Genomic DNA, 18,666 nt, shown 5'->3' with positions numbered 1-18,666 from the left:
AATGCGGCGCGCCCGCGTTCGGGCGCGCCGCGCCGGAGTACGTCATTCTGCGGTGCTCACGTTGCGCACGCCGCCGACCGGCTGCCCGACAGTGGGCGGCGGCGCCTCGCGGCGCGCGGGCGGCGCGGCGGGCGCCCCGCCCACCGGATGAAGCACGATCGGCTGCGGGTCCGACTCGTCGCTGTTCATGCGGTCGGCGCTCAGCGCGCCCGCGGCGTCGAAGTGGCCGATCCAGACGCCGGTGATGTTGGTGCCGTCGTTCGACTCCTCGACCTCGAGCGTGTCGCCGTCGCGATCGCCCGCGAGCAGCACGACCTCGCCGGTATCGCCGTACTGGTACTCGCCGTGTACGCCGGGCTCGTCCTGCTTCGGCCCGAGATGCACGACGATCGGCCGGCCGCCGAGCGTGCCCTCGTAGCGCTGCAGCTTCGCGAACGCCGGGTCCGGCTTGAGCGGCCGCGCGGGCGCGGTATCGTCGCGCAGCACGGCCGCGCCCGAGGCGCCCGAGGCGGGCGCCGCCGCCGGCTGCGCATACGCCGCGCCGACGGTCCAGATCATGACGGCCAGTGCCGCCCATCGCATGCCCAACTTCACCCCCACCTTGCTTGACTCCGTCAGATACGTTCGAAGATCGCGGCGACGTTCACGCGCCGCCCGTTCACATCGCCGCCGCGCCAAGAGCCGCGGCATCACGCGGTCAACCACGCCTCGACCGCCGCCCGGGTCGGAATCGGCGCAACCGCGCCGAAGCCGCGCGTCGACAACGCGGCGGCCGCGTTCGCATAACGCGCCGCCGCGAACGGATCGTCGCCCGCGACGATCCGCGCGACGAACGCCCCGCCGAAACAATCGCCCGCCCCAGTCGCGTCGACCGCCTCGACCACCTGCCCCGGCACGAGACGCCGCGCGTCGGGCGTCGCGACATACGCGCCCTCCCTGCCGAGCTTCAACGCGACGATGCGCGCGCCGAGCGCGAGCAGCGCCTCGACGATCGCATCGCGGTCGTCGAGGCCCGTCAACGCCGTCACGTCGTCCCAGCTGGGCAGGCAGATGTCGGTATGGCGCAGGGCTTCGCGCATCACCGCGCGGGCGCGCGGCAACGGCCACAGCTTCAGGCGCAGATTGGTGTCGAAGCTCACTTGCGCGCCCTGCGCGCGCGCATGCTCGATCGCCGCGAACGCGGCGTCGCACGCACTTGCGCCGATCGCGAGGCTCACGCCCGACAGGTGCACGACGCGCGCGGCGGCGAGCGCGTCGAGCGGCAGGTCGCGCGGCGCGTAGCGGCTCGCGGCGGAGCCCGCGCGCAGATAATCGAACTGATGGCCGTGCGCGCCGTGCGACACGAAATACACCCCGGTCGGCGCGCCGCCGTCGATCTTCACATGAGTGGCGTCGACCTGTTCCCGCTGCCACAGATCGCGCAGCAGGCGGCCGAAATGATCGTCGCCGACCGCGGACACGAAGCCCGTGCGCGCGCCCTGCCGCGCGGCGGCGATGCAGAAGTTCGACGTATCGCCGCCGAAGCCCTGCAGATAGTCAGGCGCGCCGGGACGCGACTGGTTGAACTCGACCATCGCCTCGCCGAGCGCGAGAATCTCGGGCGCGCCGTCCAGCCGCATTGTCGTCATCGTTCAGACCTCGCCCCAGAGATCGTGGCCGTCGGCGCCGGTGATGCGGACCGACACGAAATCCCCCACCTTGTAGCGCTTCGACGCCTTGGCCGCCGGCTCGACATAGACCACGCCGTCGATTTCCGGCGCATCGGCCGCGGTGCGGCCGATGCCGCCCTCGTCGTTGACCTCGTCGATGAGCACCTTGAGGGTCTGGCCGACCTTGCGCTCGATGCGCGCGGCGGACACCTCCTCCGCGACCTCCATGAAGCGCGCGCGACGCTCCTCGCGCACCTCGTCGGGCAAGGCGCCGTCGAGCTCGTTCGCGGTCGCGCCCTCGACGGGCGAGTAGGCGAAGCAGCCGACCCGGTCCAGTTCGGCTTCGCGGATGAAGTCGAGCAGCGTCTCGAACTGCGCCTCGGTCTCGCCCGGGAAGCCGGCGATGAAGGTGCTGCGGATCGTCAGGTCCGGGCACATGTCGCGCCAGGCCTTCACGCGCTCGAGCACCTTCTCCGCGTTGGCGGGGCGCTTCATGCGCTTGAGCACGTCCGGATGCGCGTGCTGGAACGGCACGTCGAGATACGGCAGCACGTGCCCCTTGAACGGGCCCTCGGCCATCAGCGGAATCACCTCGTCGACGCTCGGATACGGGTACACGTAGTGCAGGCGCACCCACGCGCCGTAGTGCGCGGCGAGTTCGCCGAGCGCGGCGACCAGGTCGGTCATGCGGGTCTTGATCGGCTTGCCGTTCCAGAAGCCCGTGCGGTACTTCACGTCGACGCCGTACGCGCTCGTGTCCTGCGAGATCACGAGCAGCTCCTTCACGCCGGACTTGAACAGGTTCTCCGCTTCGAGCATCACTTCGGCGACGGGGCGCGACACGAGGTCGCCGCGCATCGACGGGATGATGCAGAACGTGCAGCGGTGGTTGCAGCCCTCGGAGATCTTCAGGTACGCGTAGTGGCGCGGCGTGAGCTTGATGCCCGCGGGCGGCACCAGATCGACGAACGGATCGTGCGGCTTGGGCAGGTGGCTGTGCACCGCCTGCATGACCTCGCCGAGCGCGTGCGGGCCGGTGACGGCCAGCACCTTCGGATGCACCTCCTCGATGAGGCCCGAACCGCTCGCGCTCTTCTTCGCGCCGAGGCAGCCGGTGACGATGACCTTGCCGTTCTCGGTCAGCGCCTCGCCGATCGCGTCGAGGCTTTCCTGCACCGCTTCGTCGATGAAGCCGCAGGTGTTGACGACGACGAGGTCGGCGCCGTCGTAGGTGCCGGAGATTTCATAGCCCTCCGCGCGCAGCTGGGTGATGATCTGCTCGGAGTCGACCAGCGCCTTGGGGCAACCAAGGCTGACCATGCCGATTCGGGGGCCGTGAGCAGCCTTGGCCTTTGATTCTGAAGAATTTTTCACTGATGCTTCCGGATGTGGGGTAGAAACGGCCCCCTGAGAGACGAAACCGTTGTTGGGCGGCATTTTACCTGTTCCAACCTGCGCCGACGCCACATCGCTCCTGGCGAAATTTGAGCGGCGGGCATTCAACTTATGCGCTGCCCGCAGCCCGTCATGTTCCGCAGCGGGCCCAGCCCGGGCCTGGCCGCTGATCAACCCCGACGCGAACTGACACGGCCCACTGCGATAAAAAACCGCGCCGAGCGACGCCGTTGCCGTGCTACAGATCGAGAAACATCCGAATCGCGTCTCTGATCGCGTCCATTTCTTCGTCAGTCGCACGCTCGTCGTTGAACTTAAACTCCCGCGCCCTAAACGACAGATTCGCGATCGATCCACGAGGGCGACACCGGGTCTCGCGAGACTCGAAATTCGAATCGCCGACTTCCGGATGAGAACCGACGCGATGCCGCTCCCCGCGTGCGAAACGTCATGCGGCGGCTGGGGCGCGGCAGCGCGCCATTCCGCTTTAGTACTTGAATGAATATAAATCATCAAACTTCGTTCAAGTCAAATTTCCCGCTCAGCGGAAGATTCCGATAATCAATCCCGAATCGCACCCCATCAGATTTCGCTCAAACGGCGAATGATGTCTGCGCGTTTCACATCATCAACCAACGTCTGAGATCAACACAATGAAACTCGCAACAAGCACCAAACTCATTTCGACGCTCCTGGCCGCGGCGGGGCTCAGCCTCGCATCGGCGGCTCACGCGTCGGACGGCACGATCACGTTCACCGGCAACGTCACGGCCGGAACCTGCAAGATCGATGGCAAGGATGCCGGCGCCACGACGAACAAGTCGGTCGTGCTGCCCACGGTGAGCACGGGCGCGCTGAACACGTCGGGCGCCGTGTCCGGCCGCACCGGGTTCGGCTTCAAGCTGACGGGCTGCGCGGTGGATTCAGAGGACTCGAAGGGCAACCCGACCAAGGTCCAGGTCACGTTCGAAAACGCGACCAACGTGACCACGGACGGCAAGCTGGCGCTCGACAAGGGTTCGGTCGACACGCCCGAAGCCAAGAACGTCGTGCTGCAGATCCTGAACGACAAGCAGGACCCGATCAAGGTCGGCGCGAACTCGCCGGACCAGAACTCGCAGGTCGTCTCGATCGACTCCGACGGTACTGCCGAACTGAACTTCTTCGCCGAATACCTGGCGACGGGCGCGGTAACCGGCGGCTCGGCGAACTCCTACGTCCAGTACTCGCTCGTCTATCCGTAAGCCTCCTCGTAGCGGGCCTTCCCGCGCGGAAGGCCCCGGCGGCGTGCGCCGCACGCCGCCGGCCCCCTGTCCGTCGATATCCATCCCCCACCACCCCTCCGAGTCATCATGAACGCCATCGCCAAATCGCTCAAGGTCATCGCCCTGGCCTCCGTCTTGATTGCGTCGCAAGCCTGCGCGAGCGTCGTGATCTCCGGCACCCGCCTCGTCTTTCCCGGCGACGAACGCGAAGCGACGGTCAAGCTCACGAACGAAGGCGCGGCTCCCGCGCTGGTCCAGGCCTGGATCGACAACGGCGACGCGCATGCATCGCCTGATTCCATCAACGTGCCGTTCACGCTCACGCCCGCGATGTTCCGGATGGAGCCGCAAAAAGGTCAGACCTTGCGGATCATCTATACGAACGAGCCGCTTCCCGCCGACAAGGAATCGCTGTTCTGGCTCAACGTGCTGGAAATTCCGCCGAAGCTCACCGGCGACGCCGCGCGCAATCAGCTCCAGGTCGCGTTCCGCTCGCGCGTCAAGATCATGTATCGCCCGAAGGGGCTGCCGGGCAGCGCACTCCTGGCGCCGGCACAGGTTCGCTGGCAAGTCGAGCACGGTGCGGACGGCCTCTACGCACTCAAGGCGACCAACCCGACGCCCTATGTCGTCAACATCGGCAGCGTGCAGCTCCATTCCGGCGGCCAGCGCTACGACGCCGGCGCCGGCTACGTGCTCCCCGGCGGCACGCAGGCATTCCCGGTCGCGAAGCTTGGCGCGCCGCCCGCCGCGGACGCGAAGGTCCAGTTCAGCAGCATCAACGACTGGGGGGCATCGATCAACAATGAAGCCCCCGTATCGATGCGGTAGCGCCGCACCGGTGCTCGGCTGATCCTGTCCGGGCGCCGCCCGAACGTCGCCGGCCGTTCCGCTTCGACGCCACCCGGATCGACAACGCGTCTCACGCCAACGGCACTCAGCCTTCGCGCTTCCACGCTCGCCCCTGGTATTCAGAATAGGATTCCTGATTAATGAATTTGCCGCCCTCGACCCGACATGCTCATCGGAGCGCCGCCCGCCTGCCTCGGACCAAGCCGATGTATGCGTTCGTGCTGTCCAGTCTGGCCGCCTGGGCCGGCAACACCCACGCGAGCGACCTGCAACCGCCCCAAGCGGAAACGGACGCGATGCAGGTCGCACAGGCCGACGTCCCCGACGCGCGCTTCGCGCAGGTTCAGTTCGACCCCAACTTCCTGAACAACGGCGTCGGGCAGTCGGTCGACATCCGGCGCTTCGAACGCGGCAACTTTGCGTCACCGGGCGCCTACAGCGTCGACCTCTTCGTCGGGGAAAGCTGGGCGGGACGCTTCGACGTCGAATTCAAGACCACGCCCGGCGCGTCCGAGGCGCAACCCTGTTTCGACGAAGCGCAGTTGCGCCGCATCGGCGTAAATTTCTCAAAGCTGCCCGCCGAAACCACCGCCGCGATCGTCACCCAGGGCGAATGTCGCCGGATCGATCAGGTTATCCCCGAAGCGAGCGCGCTGTTCGACTTCAGCGAACAGCGCCTCACGCTCAGCATCCCGCAGGCATTCATCGACCGCCGTGCACGCGGCTATGTCAGCCGCGACCAATGGGATTCGGGGGTGCCCGTCGGCATGCTCGACTACAACCTGAACGTCTACAGATCGAAGATCAAGGGCAGCAGCGCGGACACGCAGGGCTATCTCGGGCTGAACAGCGGCGTCAATCTCGGCAACTGGCATTTCCGTCACAATGGTTCACTGTCGTGGTCGGAGCGCAACGGCAGCCATTACCAGAACATTTCGACCTACGTGCAGCGCGACCTGCCGTCGCTGTCGTCCCAGCTCGTGCTTGGCGAAACGTATACGTCCGGCGAGCTGTTCGATACGACGCAGTTCCGCGGCGTGCGCCTGTCGACCGACGACCGGATGCTGCCCGACTCGCTGCGCGGCTATGCGCCCGTCGTGCGCGGCGTGGCGAACAGCAACGCGAAGGTGAAGATCAGCCAGAATGGCGTCACGCTGTACGAAACAACCGTCTCGCCGGGGCCGTTCGAGATCAACGACCTCTACCCGACCGGCTATGGCGGCGACCTGCGTGTGGCCGTGTTGGAAGCGGATGGGTCCGAGCATACGTTCACGGTGCCCTACGCGGCCGTTCCGCTGTCGCTGCGGCCCGGCATCCAGCGCTACAGCTTCGTGGCGGGCGCATTGCGCAGCCAGCAGAATTCGAGCAACCCGCTGTTCATGCAGGCGACGTACCAGCGTGGCCTGACGAATCTGCTGACCGGCTACGCCGGCGTCACGGTTGCCGCCGGCTATGCCTCCGCGATGCTGGGCAGCGCGCTCAATACGCGGCTGGGCGCAATCGGCGTCGACTTCACGCAGGCCACGACATCGGTGCCGGGCGTGAAGCGTTTCAGCGGGTCGAGCCTGCGCATCAGCTATGCGAAATCCATCACGCCGACCGGCACCAACGTCTCCATCGCCGCGTATCGCTATTCGACCAACGGCTATTTCAACCTCAACGATGCGATGAACACGCGCAGCGCCGTACGCGACGGTTTCTCCGTCGATACCGTCTGGCGGCAGCGCAACCGCGCATCGCTGATGCTGAGCCAGCGGCTCGGCGACAAGGGTGGGCAACTAAGCGTGACCGCCGCGGCATCAAACTACTGGAACCGCGGCGGTTCGGACGTCAGTTACGCGGTCGGCTACAACAATGCCTTCCGGAATATTTCATACGGCCTGTCGGCCACGCGGCAGCGCAATGCCGGCGGCGACATGAGCACGCTGTATTACGCGAGCGTCACGATCCCGCTCGGCAAGTCCGGCTCGACGATGGTGACGAGCAACGTCTCGCGCAACACGCAAGGCAGCACGCAAGTGCAGTCGATGCTGTCCGGCTCGCTCGGCGTCGACAACGCGTTGTCGTACAGCGTCGGGGCCAACTACATGAGCGGCCAGGGCAGCGCGAGCACCGACGGCAACGGCAGCCTCACGTACCGGGCGCGCGTCGCCGAGCTCAATGTCAGCGCCGGCGGCAGTTCGACCTACCAGCAGGGTTCGCTGTCCATTCGCGGCGCCGCGGTCGCCCACCAGGGCGGCATCACGCTGTCGCAGCCGCTGTCCGAAACATTCGGCATCGTCGAGGCGAAGGGCGCGGAAGGCGCGCGGATCACGAACGCGTCCGGGGTGCGGGTCGACGGCCGCGGCTACGCGATCGTGCCTTATCTCACCCCGTACAACCTGAATACGGTCGAGATCGATCCGAAGGGCATCTCGATGGACGTCGAACTGAAGGAAACGAGCCGGCAAATCGCGCCACGCGCCGGCGCCGTGCCGCTGCTCAAGTTCGACACCGACACGGGGCGTTCGGCGCTGATCGCGGCGCGCAAGGCAGACGGCACGCCTTTGCCGTTCGGCGCGGCTGTTGTCGACGAGAGCGGGACGGATCTCGGCGTCGTCGGCCAGGGCAGCAAGTTGCTCGTACGCGGCCTGCAGGACAAGGGAGAGCTCACGGTTCAATGGGGCGACGATGCACGCTCGATCTGCCGCATCGCATACGAATTACCGGTCAAGGAGCGCACGCGTCGCGCCGGCGACCTGCAGAACCTCAGCGGTATTTGCAAGACAGGCACGATCTAGGGCGATGCGACGCCACGCTCGGCGTCAGGCACGCGCCGCCGAGCCGTGCCGCGCGATCTGCCCGGCAGTACACCGGCACCCGCCTTGGATCGACTCGCGACTGAGCGACCGTTTCGGTAGAACGATACAACACCGATCCACCTCGGCCCCGACTCCCCGGCGATCGGCAACAGCATCAATGGTGCGCCGGACAGGCCCGCAACGGCGAGATCGTTACGATTCCATTCGAGGCACAGTATGTGAAAACGGGGGCGACCGTTACCCCGGGTATCGTCAACGCGTACGCATCGTTCACGTTTTCCTATATTCGGCGGGCAAACTGCACGGCCGGCCGACCGGCTCCGAGGACGTGGATCGCATGACGACGCGCCGGCCGTCTATGCCAGGATTCCCAAGGACAGGAGGTTGCGACCGACCGGTTTGAATCCACGCTCAGGTGATACGCCGCAAGGGCGCGCGGCGATCGTGCGGAGCACGATGCCGCATCGGTCTGAGCCATCCGCCTCTTGCCGCGCCCTGCCCTCGCGCCGGCGCGCGCCCTCACCCGGCGATCAGCTTCAACCCCGCCGGCAACGATTCGCCCAGCACCCTCGCCGTATCGGCCGCGTCCAGTTCCACCACCTCGCGCACCATGCCGATCCATGCGGCGGGCGCATGCGCCGCCGCGAGCCGCTGAATCACCGCCTCGCGCGTGGCCGGCGGCACATCGCGCACGCGATCGCCCGTCATCCGGGCGATCTGCACGACCGCGAACGCAGCGGGTTCCACCTGCTTCCAGTCGAGCGCGAACAGCGCATCGAGCCAGCCGCCCACCACCTCGGCCGGCACCACACCGTGCGCGCTGCCATAGAACGGCCGGCGGGCGCCGACGCGACCGAGCGCCCACGCGCCCAGCGCACGCTCGCCCGCCTTGCTCAACGCCGCGACCAACCGCTCGGCAAGCGCGATCTTGCGTTCGACCGGCAAACGTTCGAGCGAGGCCGACAAGCGCATCATGTCCGGCAAGCCGATCTTGTCCAGATCGAATGGCAACTCGCGGGTCTTGCCCTCGACCGGTTCGAGAAACGCGATCGCGTCGCGAACCTGCTGCTGCGCCTCCGTCTCGAGCCCGCCCGCCGCGCGCCGCCACAGCGTCCACCATTCGGACCACACCTGGGCGCTCTTCACGTACTGGATACCGTCGTCGAACAAGGGCCACAGCTGTTCGATGCGCCACGCGTCGAGCGGATGCCCGAAGCCCGGACGCATGCAGTGTCCCGCGAGGTTCAACCACACGCGCTCGTGATCGGCCGAGCGCCTGCGCCGCCGTGCGCGCGCCAGCAGCACATCGAACAACGCGCGCGCGAGCACGACGTCCCAGTCCTCGCACGGCCCAAGCAATTGCTCGAGCTGGGCGCGCAGCCGGCGCGTGTCTTTCGGATCGACGCCCGCCGCGCGGTCGCCGAACGAACGCTCGATCAATTCGATCGCCTGATCCAGCCGGGGATGACGCGCCGGCTCATCCCGCTCGCCGGACGCGGCGGCCTCGCCGCGCAGCTGGAATTCGAGCCGCCAGCGCTGCGCGGGATCGTCCGTCGCGATGCAATGCATGTCGAGCGTGCCGACTTCGGTCAGCGACGTCGCGAGCGTCACGGGCGTCTCGTGCGCGGCGGCGGCGCCCCGTCGCCCGACCACCGTCGCGATCGGCGGCAGCCTGATGAAATCGCCGTCGTCGAGCGTGACGATCTCACCGGGGCGATACACGGTCTCGACCACCGTCGACACGAGGTGAAAGCGCACCGGCTGCCCGAGGCGCAGCGCGAATACGCGATCCGCCAGCGGGATCTCGCGCCCCTCTTCGGTGCCGCGCGGCAGCAGGCACACGCCGCGCGCAGGTTCGCCGTCGGCATCGAGCACGAGGAAATAACTGCGCGGCGAGCCGCCGCCGACGCGCGGCGCGTGCCCGTCTCGCGCCAGGCCATATGCGACCGCGCCGCGCGCGACCGCGATGTCGGGCTGATCGTTGTGCAGTACCGTGAGCGGCTGGCCGCGCCACGCGCCGAGCATGCCAGTGAGGCGCCCCGCCAGCGCGCCCGCGCGAAACACGCCGCCGTTGAGCAGCACCGTGTCGGGCAACGGGCCTTCCGCATGGCGCGCCAGGAACGCGGCCACGTGCCGCGTGATCGCCGCGTCGCTCGCATACGGCAGGCCGAACTCGACGATCGCGCCGCGCGCGCGGCGCGGCAGATCGCCGGACGCGGCCGGCGGGAAGAATCCGTCGACGACGATCTGTTCGACTTCCTGCCGCGTCAGTTCCGCCGAGCGCGCGCCGCCGACGAGCCGGCTGCCCGCGCCGAGCAGCGTGAGCGTGACCGCCTCGGGCGCGTCGTCGCCGAGCAGCCGTTCCTTCGCCGCGCGGCAGCGCTCGACCAGTTGCGACAGCTGCGCGGCCGACAGCCGCGCGCCGGGCTCGCTCAAGCGCGGCTCGACGAGCCGCGCGAGCGCGAGGTCCATGTTGTCGCCGCCCAGCATCAGGTGATTGCCGACGCCCGTGCGCGTCAACACGGGCTCGCCGTCGTCGCGCAGCGTCACGTCGATCAGCGTCAGATCGGTCGTGCCGCCGCCGACATCGCAGACCAGCACGCGCCGGGCGTCCGCGAGCGCATCGCGCCAGCTCGCGCGATGCCGGTAAAGCCAGTCGTAGAAGGCCGCCTGCGGTTCTTCGAGCAAGCGCAGCGACGGCAGCCCCGCGCGGCGCGCGGCCTCGACCGTGAGCGCGCGCGCGCCGTCGTCGAACGAGGCGGGCACCGTGAGGATCACGTCCTGGGCCGCCAGCGGCGCAGCCGGAAAATGCGCATCCCATGCGGCGCGCACGTGGGCCAGATAGCTCGCGCTCGCCTCGACGGGCGAGACCTTGGCCACGCCCTCCGACGCGCCCCACGGAAGAATCGGCGCGAGGCGGTCGACCGCCGCATGCGACAGCCAGCTCTTCGCGCTGGTGACGAGCCGGCCCGGCACCTGCGCGCCGAGCGTGCGCGCGAACCGCCCGATCACGGCGGCCGGCATCTCATTGCGCGCCTGCCAGGGCAGCCGCAGGCTGTCCGGCGCCTGCTCGCCGGGCGCCGGGTGATAGCGCGCCGACGGCAGCAGCGGCGACGCGCCGACCGCCCCCGGCCCGACCAGTTGCGCGATGTCGAACACCCGGATCGCATCCGAACCCGGCGCGACATACGCGACGACCGTATTGCTCGTGCCGAGATCGATGCCGATCGTATAGCGTTTCATCGGCTCAAATGGCGCCGCGCACGTCGAATTCGACCTTCCAGCGTTCATCGGTGCCGCTCGGGATCGCTTCGAGTTCGAGCGTGCCCGTTTCGGTCACGTGCGCGCGCAGCTTCACCGGCACGATCTCGCCGACGGTGCGGCCGTCGGCCGGCAGCGTCGCCTGGATTTCCTCGAGTTCCTGCAGCTCCTCCGGCGACCAGTAGTCGAGCAAGGCGCCGACCTGATCCTGGCGGCGCACCGACGAACCGAAGAAGCGGAAATGCACGGGCTCGCCGACGACGAGGCCGAACTCCTGCGGCGGCAATGCCGCGGTCGTGCCCTCCTCCATCCCGAACGGCGCGACGCACAGCGCCTGCACCGGCGGCTCCAGCCCGGGCACCGCGGGCATCGCCGATTCGACCGCGACGTAGTACGCGCGGGCCGTGCCGCCACGGATCCGCACACCGCGGCCGCGCTTCACGAAGCCGTAGTACGCGGCGCCGCGCGCGACCGCGAGATCGAGATCCGCGCCGTCGAGCAGACGGGCCGGCGCCGCGCCTTCGGCCGCGAGCCAATGGTTCAGCGTATCGAGCACGCGCTGCGTGAGCAGCGCCGACTTGAACACGCCGCCGTTGAACAGCACCGCCGTCGGAGGCAGGAACGTCGCGCCCTGAGGCAGCGCGCGCCCGACGCCTTCCAGTGAGTCGAGCGCCGCCACCTGGCGGCCGAGGAACGCCGCGAGGTGACGCGTGATCCCGGCGTCCTGCGCATACGGCAGACCCAGCTGCGTGAGACCGGCGCGCGCGCGGCTGGCCGGTCGCGCGGCCGCGTCGACCTGCGGGAAGAAGCCGTCGAGAATCGTCTGCGTGAGTTCCGCGCGGGTCAGCTCGGTGCGGATCGAACCGCCGATCAGCTTCGAGCCGCGGCTCGGCACGACGAGCGGCACCGCGTCGGTCGACGCATCGGACAACAGCGTTTCCTTCGCGGCGCGGCACGCGTACGTGAGCGCGCGCAGCTGCCACGGATCCGCCTGCGTGCCTTGCGCCGCGAGCTTGCGCGCGACGACGTGCGCGAGCGCGAGGTCCATGTTGTCGCCGCCGAGCAGGATGTGCTCGCCGACCGCGACACGGTGCAGTTCGAGATTGCCGTCGCGCTCGACGACCGCGATCAGCGACAGATCGGTCGTGCCGCCGCCGACGTCGACGCACAGGATCAGGTCGCCGATCCGCACCTGCTTGCGCCAGCCGCCCTCGCTTTTCTGGATCCAGCTGTAGAGCGCCGCCTGCGGCTCCTCGAGCAGCGCCATGCGCGAATAGCCGGCGGCGCGTGCGGCCTCGGCCGTCAGCTCGCGCGCGGCCGGATCGAACGACGCGGGAATCGTGACCGTCACATCCTGGTCGGCGAACGGCGCATCCGGATGCGCGTGATCCCAGGCTTCGCGCAAGTGGGTCAGATAGCGGATCGCGCTTTCGAGCGGCGACACGCGCGACACCTCGGGCGGCGCATCGCCGGGCAGGATCGCCGCGCGGCGATCGACGCCCGGATGACACAGCCAGCTCTTCGCGCTCGACACGAGACGGATCGGCGTGCCCGCGCCGCGGCTGCGCGCCATCTCGCCCACCGCGAAATCGCGCGAGGCGGTCCACGGCAAGGTCAGGTCGCCCTGGGCCAGTTCGCTCTCATGCGGCAGGTAGAGGAAGGACGGCAGCAGATCGCGCGATTCGAGCGCGCCGGGCGCGGTCAGCTGCGCGATCGGCAGCACGTGTTGCGCGAGCTTCTCGCCGTCGCTTGCCGCGCAATCGACGTAGGACAGCGCGCAGTGCGTGGTGCCGAGATCGATGCCGATCGAATAACGGGAATCGCTCACAGCTCCACCTCCGCCGGCGCGATCACCGACGCGTCGTGGCTGCCGGTCAGCTTGGGCAGGCGCACCTCGGCCACGCGCCAGCCGCGATGGCTGACGGTGCCGGTGAACGGCGCCGCGCCGACGACGTTGCCGGTCACGCGCACCGCCGTCGCGTCGAAGCCGGCCGGCAGCGTCACGCGGCTGCCTTCGGCCTCGTCGCGCACCGGGACGATCGTGAAGTGTTCGCGCAGCGCGGCGCGGCAACCGTCGTGCACGAGCCGCGCGGCCGCGCCGATCTCGGCGTCCGCATAAGCGGCGATGTCTTCCTCGACGAAGTCGAGGAAACGCGCGTCGCGTTGCAACAGGCCGAGCAGTTGCAGCGCGGCCTGCGGGCTTGCCTCGTGCAGTTCGGGCGCGGCGGGCTTCACGGGCGCGGCGGCCGGCGCCGGTTGCGCGGAAGCGGACGCGCCATCGCGCACGCGCTGCACGCCGGCGGCGAACTCGCGGTTGCCGAGCACGGAAAAGAACGCACCAACGGCAAGCGACAGCCTGCCGAAGAAGGACAGATTGGATTCGGGCATGAAACGTGGACTCCGGTGGGCTCGCGACACGGCGAGCGGTCTTGCCTGGGCGGCGGGCACGGGCGTGGACACGCGCAACACCGTCGGTGTGTGCCTTTCCGCCCCCCTCGCGAGGGCGCAAAACCCGTATTTTGCCCTGTGTGGCCGACCGACGCGAAAGTTTGGAGGCAAACGGTTCTCACGCGGGACGATATTGCGCGGGGCGCGGTGCTCAAAACGACGCCGCATTCAGCGACCACGCACGCTTGCCGGCGGCCCCCCGCCATTGGCCTGGAAACGCTTGCGCAGGGTCCCGGAGGCGAGAACGGAACACCGGGAAGCCCTCGACACGCACGATCGATCGCAATCGATCGAACCGTAGCAGCCAGTCGCGGCTCGTCGACTGCTCCCCGCCGCGAGCCCGTCATGCTCGTTCAACTACGCCGTCATTCCGCATCGCCCCGGTTCGCGCGTCAAGCGATTCTCGAAGCATCGGGCGCGTGCTTCAAATTGAAGCGACCGACATGTCGCCCCGTCCCGTACGCCACCTCGGCAAAAGACGCGCATCACACCGACAACCGCACCCGCAGGTACGCGGCTGTCCCTCGATCTCTCACGCGCGTGCACGCGCATCGATTGGGGATTCCGCCGACGACACGCATAATGCCTCGTCATCTCGTCGCCCTTTCCAATCATGTTGCCCCGGAGCCTGCCCCATGTGTGATTCGATATCCTGCACACCGAAGACGATCATATCGACGCGCCGTCGCTTTCTGCGCACGACGGGCGGGACAGCCATTGCGGCTGCGCTTGCCGGCGTGCTTCCCAACCGCGCCGCGGTTGCCGCGGACGACAAGGCGTCCGCGCCGAAGCCGCAGAACGCCGTCTCGCCCGACGATGCGATCAAGCGCCTGATGGAGGGCAACGCCCGCTACGTGGCGGGCGTGACGCGCCGTCATGATTTCGTGCACGAGCGGGAAGCGCTGCGCGGCGGACAAAACCCGTTCGCCGCCGTGCTCGGTTGCGCAGATTCGCGCATCGCGCCGGAATATGCATTCGACAGCGCCCGAGGCGATCTCTTCGTCACGCGCGTCGCCGGCAATTTCGTCAACGACGACGTGTTGGGCAGCCTCGAGTACGCCGTTGCGGTTCTGACGATTCCGGCCATTCTGGTGCTCGGCCACGACCAATGCGGCGCTGTGGAGGCGGCGGTCAAGGTCGTGACGCAGGGCGCGACCTACCCTGGGAAGATCCAGTCGCTTGCCGAGTCGCTCGTGCCGGCGGTAGACAAGGTCAAGCACCGTGACGCGCCGCATCTGCTCGATGCGGCCATCGTGCAGAACGTCCGCGACAGCATGGCCGGCCTGCGTGCGCATTCGTCCATCATCCGGAACGCGAGCGAGGCGGGAACGCTGAAGATCGTCGGCGGGGTTTACCGCCTGGCGAGCGGCAAGGTCGAATCCGTGGTGTAACGCCGTCGGGCCTGCGACCGGTTCACCGGCTTACGCCACCGTCACATTGTGATTCCGGCCACGGTTTCCTAAGCTGATTGCATCGCTCATCCGATAACGAGGCAGACCATGTCCGCATACCGCCCGATCACCGTGCGCGCGATCGACAACCAGAACCATCAGCTGTTCGAGTACGCGGTACCGTTTTCATTGGAGGTCAGCGCCCGGCAATTGCTGGAACAGGCCTTCGTGCTGGGACAAACGGCCAGCACGGCCGATCCGTTCCTCTTCACGCTCGAGTACTACGGATACAGTGAATCGGCGCAGTATCCCGGCTACCTGGGCTACGAGGTCGAAAGCATCGCCGGTCTCTCGAACGGTGCGCAGTACTACTGGGAACTGCTCGTCAACGGCGTTTCATCCGCGAGCGGCGCGGACACCACCTATCCGAATCCCGGCGCGACCGTGACCTGGCAATACACGGCGATTCCCACGGCGCCCGGCGAACAAAGCCGCCGCGCGGCGCGCGTTCGGACGCGCCACAGCGCTCGTGCTTGAGCGGGAACGGCGGCGCGCGAGTGATCCCGATGCAGCGCGGGGTCGCGCGCCGGGTCGGCACAACGGGTTCGGGGGACGGTGGGGGACCACCTGGAACGGCACCGCGACGCGCAGTCGCGCGACATACGCAGCCGCGCCGGACGGCGCGGCGGTCGCTCGCAACGACAGCGGGGAATAAACGGAAGACGCGAACGCCTGCCAGCCGGCGCGGCGATATCGCGCGCGCCGCCGACTCGCGGATTTACTTCTTTACTTCTTTTCCGGCTCGCCCGGCCCCGGCTGCTGGAACGGGAACGCGTTGAACATCGACTTGGCCTGACTCTGCATCTGCTCCTGCATCTGCACGAACATGTTCTTCGATTGCTCGATGTAGCTGGTCATCATCCCTTGCATCATCGGCGCCTGCATGTTCATGAACTGCGACCAGACCTCCGGATTCATCGCGTTGGTGTCGTAGAGGTTCTTCGACTGGTCGGCCAGCTTGTTCTGGATATCGATGAACGCCTGGATATTCTTCTCCAGGTAGGTGCCCATCATGCCCTGCATCGCATGGCCATAGAAACGGATGATCTGCGACAACATCGACGACGAGAACATCGGCACGCCGCCGCTCTCTTCCTCGAGAATGATCTGCAACAGGATGCTGCGCGTCAGGTCCTCGTTGCTCTTCGCGTCGATCACCTTGAAGTCTTCCTGCTCGAGCACGAGCTGCTTGACGTCGGTCAGCGTGATGTAGGTACTTGTCTCCGTGTCGTACAGCCGGCGATTCGGATATTTCTTGATGAGCCGTTCGGCCGTCTTCTTTGTATTGGTCATGTAACGCCTTTGAGCGCCAGCGCAGCGCAGTGACGACGCGCCGCCAACCGCTCGGCGACGCGTACCCGGAACCACCCGAACCACGCACCGGCCGGCGAGCGCCGGCCGGCCGCATGGCTCAGCCCATATGCAAGCCGCCGTTCAGCGAGAAATCGGCGCCGGTCGAGAACCCGGACTCCTCGGACGCCAGCCACGCGACGATCGAGCCGATCTCGTCGGGCGAACCGAGCCGCCGCACCGGAATCGTCGCGACGATCTTCTCGAGCACGTCCGGGCGGATCGCCTTCACCATGTCCGTGCCGATATAGCCCGGCGACACCGTGTTGACGGTCACGCCCTTCGTCGCCACTTCCTGCGCGAGCGACATCGTGAAGCCGTGGATGCCGGCCTTCGCGGTCGAGTAGTTGGTCTGACCGAACTGACCCTTCTGGCCGTTCACCGACGAGATGTTGATGATCCGCCCCCAGCCGCGCTCGACCATGCCGTCGATCACCTGCTTCGTGACGTTGAAGAGGCTCGTGAGGTTCGTGTCGATCACGGCCGTCCAATCCTCGTGCGTCATCTTGCGGAACACGACGTCGCGCGTGATGCCGGCGTTGTTGACCAGCACGTCGACCTCGCCGACCTCGGCCTTGACCTTGTCGAACGCCTGCTTGGTGGAGTCCCAGTCGCCGACGTTGCCCTCGGATGCCACGAAATCGAAGCCCAGCGCTTTCTGGTCCTCGATCCACTTCGTACGCCGCGGCGAACTCGGGCCGCAGCCCGCGACCACCCTGAAGCCATCCTTGTGGAGGCGCTGGCAGATGCTGGTGCCGATGCCGCCCATCCCGCCCGTTACGTAAGCAATTCGCTGAGACATAAACATCACTCCATTATCGTTTTGAGAAGCGCCGAGCGGCAACCCTCTTTCCTCGCCTGCGTTCCGGCTGCGCCGCCTCCGTCAAGGAAACCGCGCGGCCGGCGTTCGTCACGGACGCTCGACGGCCAGCGCAACACCCATCCCGCCGCCGATGCACAGCGATGCAAGACCCCGTTTCGCATCGCGCTTCTGCATTTCGTACAACAGCGTCACGAGAATCCGGCAACCGGATGCGCCGATCGGATGGCCAATCGCGATCGCGCCGCCGTTCACATTGATCTTCGAGGTATCCCAGCCCATCTGCTGGTTCACCGCCAGCGCCTGCGCGGCGAACGCCTCGTTGATTTCCATCAGGTCCAGATCGCCGGGCGTCCAGCCCGCGCGCTCCAGGCAGCGCAGCGACGCCGGCACGGGGCCGATCCCCATCACGCTCGGATCAACGCCCGCGTTCGCGAACGCCTTGATCCGCGCGAGCGGCTTGAGGCCCAGCGCCTCGGCCTTCTTCGCCGACATCACGAGCACGGCGGCCGCGCCGTCGTTGAGGCCGGACGCATTCGCGGCCGTCACCGTGCCGTCCTTCGCGAACGCCGGCTTGAGGCCCGCGAGCGATTCCGCCGTCACGCCGTGGCGCACGAACTCGTCGGTCGCGAAGCGCACCGGCTCGCCCTTGCGCTGGGGAATCTCGACCGGCACGATCTCGTCGTCGAAGCGGCCCGCCTTCTGCGCGGCCTCCGCCTTGTTCTGCGACAGCGCGGCGAACGCATCTTGTTCCGCGCGGCTGATGCCGTACTCCTTCGCGACGTTTTCCGCGGTGATGCCCATGTGGTACTGGTTGTAGACGTCCCACAGGCCGTCGACGATCATGCTGTCGACGAGCTTCGCGTCGCCCATCCGGAAGCCGTCGCGCGAACCCGGCAGCACGTGCGGCGCCGCGCTCATGTTTTCCTGGCCGCCGGCGATCACGATCTCGGCATCCCCCGAGATGATCGCGTTCGCCGCGAGCATCACGGCCTTCAGGCCGGAGCCGCAGACCTTGTTGATCGTCATCGCGGGCACCGCGGTCGGCAGGCCGGCCTTGATCACCGCCTGCCGTGCCGGATTCTGGCCCGACGCCGCGGTCAGCACCTGGCCGAGGATCACTTCGCTGACCTGCTCCGGCTTCACGCCGCCGCGTTCCAGGACCGCCTTGATCACCGCGGCGCCCAACTCGGGCGCCGCGATCTTCGCGAGCGAACCGCCGAACTTGCCGACCGCGGTGCGCGCGGCCGATACGATCACTACGTCAGTCATTTCACCACCCTCCGGGCCCGGCGCGACGCGGCGCGCCGCGATTCACCCTGTTAAAAATTCCAAGCAAGGACGCCATGAGCGTGCGCCCCGTTCCGCGATTCG

14 protein-coding genes are annotated in these 18,666 nt (G+C 67.7%); 5 read left to right on the top strand and 9 right to left on the bottom strand.

Translation table 11 applies throughout. The annotated features are described in order from the left end of the window. Positions 1–42: 42 nt before the first annotated feature. From Bsp3421_RS20680 to rimO, 3 genes are all read right to left on the bottom strand, one after another. Positions 43–594, bottom strand: a complete 552-nt coding sequence (locus tag Bsp3421_RS20680; RefSeq protein ID WP_274004299.1) for a hypothetical protein — start codon at positions 592–594, stop codon at positions 43–45. A gap of 95 nt (positions 595–689) precedes the next feature. Beyond that, positions 690–1,619: a sugar kinase gene (locus tag Bsp3421_RS20675; protein WP_274004298.1), complete on the bottom strand. Its 930-nt coding sequence runs from the start codon at positions 1,617–1,619 to the stop codon at positions 690–692. 12 nt (positions 1,620–1,631) lie between these two features. After that, on the bottom strand, positions 1,632–3,023 hold the full coding sequence (gene rimO / locus Bsp3421_RS20670; protein WP_443111571.1) for a 30S ribosomal protein S12 methylthiotransferase RimO: 1,392 nt from the start codon (positions 3,021–3,023) through the stop codon (positions 1,632–1,634). A 674-nt stretch (positions 3,024–3,697) separates the two neighbouring features. Here rimO and Bsp3421_RS20665 point away from each other — a divergent pair. The 3 genes from Bsp3421_RS20665 to Bsp3421_RS20655 all read left to right on the top strand — a co-directional run bounded on the left by Bsp3421_RS20665 (position 3,698) and on the right by Bsp3421_RS20655 (position 7,941). Next, the gene (locus Bsp3421_RS20665) at positions 3,698–4,288 is read left to right on the top strand and encodes a fimbrial protein (RefSeq protein ID WP_274002965.1); all 591 of its coding nucleotides are present in this window, start codon (positions 3,698–3,700) and stop codon (positions 4,286–4,288) included. A gap of 108 nt (positions 4,289–4,396) precedes the next feature. Then, positions 4,397–5,140, top strand: coding sequence for a fimbrial biogenesis chaperone (locus Bsp3421_RS20660; RefSeq protein ID WP_274002963.1), 744 nt, complete (start codon positions 4,397–4,399; stop codon positions 5,138–5,140). Positions 5,141–5,367: 227 nt separating this feature from the next. Beyond that, entirely contained in the window at positions 5,368–7,941 is a 2,574-nt protein-coding gene (locus tag Bsp3421_RS20655; protein WP_274002961.1) for a fimbria/pilus outer membrane usher protein, read from the top strand. Positions 7,942–8,481: 540 nt separating this feature from the next. On the opposite strand, the gene Bsp3421_RS20650 is transcribed toward Bsp3421_RS20655, so the two are convergent. The 3 genes from Bsp3421_RS20650 to Bsp3421_RS20640 are packed head-to-tail and all read right to left on the bottom strand — an operon-like array spanning position 8,482 to position 13,611. Then, positions 8,482–11,205 (bottom strand): Hsp70 family protein, encoded by a 2,724-nt coding sequence (locus Bsp3421_RS20650; protein WP_274002960.1) that lies wholly within the window; start codon positions 11,203–11,205, stop codon positions 8,482–8,484. Between the two features lie 4 nt (positions 11,206–11,209). Next, positions 11,210–13,051, bottom strand: a complete 1,842-nt coding sequence (locus tag Bsp3421_RS20645; RefSeq protein ID WP_274002959.1) for an Hsp70 family protein — start codon at positions 13,049–13,051, stop codon at positions 11,210–11,212. Next, positions 13,048–13,611: a DUF2760 domain-containing protein gene (locus Bsp3421_RS20640; RefSeq protein ID WP_274002957.1), complete on the bottom strand. Its 564-nt coding sequence runs from the start codon at positions 13,609–13,611 to the stop codon at positions 13,048–13,050. Before Bsp3421_RS20640 ends, Bsp3421_RS20645 begins: the two co-directional genes overlap by 4 nt. 695 nt (positions 13,612–14,306) lie before the next feature. Between Bsp3421_RS20640 and Bsp3421_RS20635 the strand changes: the two genes are divergently transcribed. Next, the gene (locus Bsp3421_RS20635; protein ID WP_274002954.1) at positions 14,307–15,062 is read left to right on the top strand and encodes a carbonic anhydrase; all 756 of its coding nucleotides are present in this window, start codon (positions 14,307–14,309) and stop codon (positions 15,060–15,062) included. Positions 15,063–15,170: 108 nt separating this feature from the next. Continuing rightward, a complete protein-coding gene (locus Bsp3421_RS20630; protein WP_274002952.1) occupies positions 15,171–15,599 on the top strand; it encodes a DUF4430 domain-containing protein in 429 nt (142 codons plus the stop codon). A gap of 249 nt (positions 15,600–15,848) precedes the next feature. On the opposite strand, the gene phaR is transcribed toward Bsp3421_RS20630, so the two are convergent. From phaR to Bsp3421_RS20615, 3 genes are all read right to left on the bottom strand, one after another. Beyond that, positions 15,849–16,415, bottom strand: coding sequence for a polyhydroxyalkanoate synthesis repressor PhaR (gene phaR, locus Bsp3421_RS20625; protein ID WP_274002950.1), 567 nt, complete (start codon positions 16,413–16,415; stop codon positions 15,849–15,851). 118 nt (positions 16,416–16,533) lie between these two features. Continuing rightward, a complete protein-coding gene (locus Bsp3421_RS20620; protein WP_252982938.1) occupies positions 16,534–17,274 on the bottom strand; it encodes a 3-ketoacyl-ACP reductase in 741 nt (246 codons plus the stop codon). A gap of 108 nt (positions 17,275–17,382) precedes the next feature. After that, on the bottom strand, positions 17,383–18,564 hold the full coding sequence (locus Bsp3421_RS20615; protein ID WP_274002947.1) for an acetyl-CoA C-acetyltransferase: 1,182 nt from the start codon (positions 18,562–18,564) through the stop codon (positions 17,383–17,385). Positions 18,565–18,666: the final 102 nt, after the last annotated feature.

It is taken from the genome of Burkholderia sp. FERM BP-3421, assembly GCF_028657905.1.
Classification (GTDB): domain Bacteria; phylum Pseudomonadota; class Gammaproteobacteria; order Burkholderiales; family Burkholderiaceae; genus Burkholderia.
Note: the sequence above shows the minus strand (reverse complement) of the source record. Positions and strands in the feature narration are given on the sequence as shown.